The following is a 1,450-nucleotide window of genomic DNA, read 5'->3' as shown; positions in this document are numbered from 1 at the left end:
CGCCGGCCGCGTGGCGGCCCGCCGCGGGCAGCCAGGCCGAACAGGACGCGATCTTCGCCGCGCTGGTGGCCCAGTTCGACGACCCGGTCGACCTCACCGACCCGGCCTGGCCCGAGGTCGAGAACCTGCGCGCGCAGCAGGAGCGCGAGCAGGGCCGGCGCGGGCCGACCGCCCCGACCACCACCAACGGCGGCCTGGGCGACTTCACCCCGCGCCCGGTCCCCCGTCCGGGAGACGGCCCGCGCGACCACTCCCCCGCCGAGGACCCGGACGAGGGCCACTTCGTCCCGCCGGAGCCCCCGCCGCTGCCCCCGGCGGACACCACCGCCAAGTTCGCCTGGCTGGCCGTCCTGGGCGGGCCCGCGCTGCTGCTGTTCGACGCCGTGGTCTGGCACGAGGTCTCCGGCTGGCCCGCCTGGGTCGGCCTGCTGGCCTTCCTCGGCGGCTTCGGCACCCTGGTGGCCCGGATGAAGGACCGCGACGAGGACGAGCCGGAGGACCCGAACGGCGGCGCCGTCGTCTGAACGGCCGTGCCGCGCCCGGGGGTCGACGACCGCTCGGCCCCGGGCGGGCCGACCGGGGAGCGTCCTCGGGGCCGCGCCTACTCCGGCGCGGGGATCCGCAGCGCCGCCAGCACCGGCAGGTGGTCGGTGGCCGCGTGCAGGTCCGCCTCCGCGACGCCCGGCAGCGGGTAGGGCACGCCGCAGCCCAGCACCTCGACGTCCGGCGTGCTGAACACCCCGTCGATCCGCTGGTAGGGCTGCTTCGGCACCGAGGTGTACGTGCCGCCCCAGGGCGCCTTCGCGTGCGCGTCGGTCAGTTCGGCGGCGAGGCCGCGCCAACCCGGTCCCTCCGGCGGCTCGTTGAAGTCTCCGGCGATCACCCCCGGCTCCCCGGGCCGCAGTTGGCCCCGCAGCAGGGCGAACTGCCGCAGCCGCTCGGCCGGTTCGAGGCTCAGGTGGCAGCTGGTCACCGAGAACGGCCGGCTGCCGCCGATCCGCAGCAGGGCACTCGCGAAGCCGCGCGCGTGCAGCCCGCGGGTCTTCGGGAGCAGAACGTCCCGCAGTTCCAGCAGGTCCACCCGCAGGTTGCCCAGCAGCAGCGGGCCCGCCGCCACCCGGCCGCCCCCGGCGAGGATCACCAGCCCGGTCCTGTGCGCCAGCCAGGCCGCCGCCTTCTCGGTCTTCCAGTACCGCGGCGACTCCTGCACGCAGACCACGTCCGGCTCGCAGGCCCGGATCACCCGGGCCACCGCGGCCCGGTCGTCCCGCAGCGACCGCACGTTGTAGCTCAGCACCCGTACCCGCCGCGCCCCGTCCGGCTCCGCCCCGGACGACGCCAACGCAACCCCAGTGTCCGTCACCTGACCGACAGTAACAAACCCGGGGCGCGAATTCAGCGGCCCGGGGAAGTGCGCGGCGGCGGGAACGGCGAGGCCGCGGCGGGGTGG

At 76.8% G+C, this 1,450-nt stretch carries 2 protein-coding genes; one reads left to right on the top strand and one right to left on the bottom strand.

From position 1 onward, the window contains the following. Positions 1 to 524, top strand: a 524-nt coding sequence (locus ACFUEL_RS39675; RefSeq protein ID WP_380243083.1) for a hypothetical protein, incomplete at its 5' end; no start/stop codon positions are given. Positions 525 to 601: 77 nt separating this feature from the next. Here the strand turns inward: ACFUEL_RS39675 and ACFUEL_RS39670 are convergent. Beyond that, a complete protein-coding gene (locus ACFUEL_RS39670) occupies positions 602 to 1,363 on the bottom strand; it encodes an endonuclease/exonuclease/phosphatase family protein (protein ID WP_380243081.1) in 762 nt (253 codons plus the stop codon). Positions 1,364 to 1,450: the final 87 nt, after the last annotated feature.

Origin of the sequence: Kitasatospora sp. NPDC057198 (genome assembly GCF_042670125.1) — a bacterium.
Classification (GTDB): domain Bacteria; phylum Actinomycetota; class Actinomycetes; order Streptomycetales; family Streptomycetaceae; genus Kitasatospora.
The sequence above is the reverse complement of the archived record's forward strand: the minus strand, read 5'-3'. Positions and strand labels throughout refer to the sequence as shown.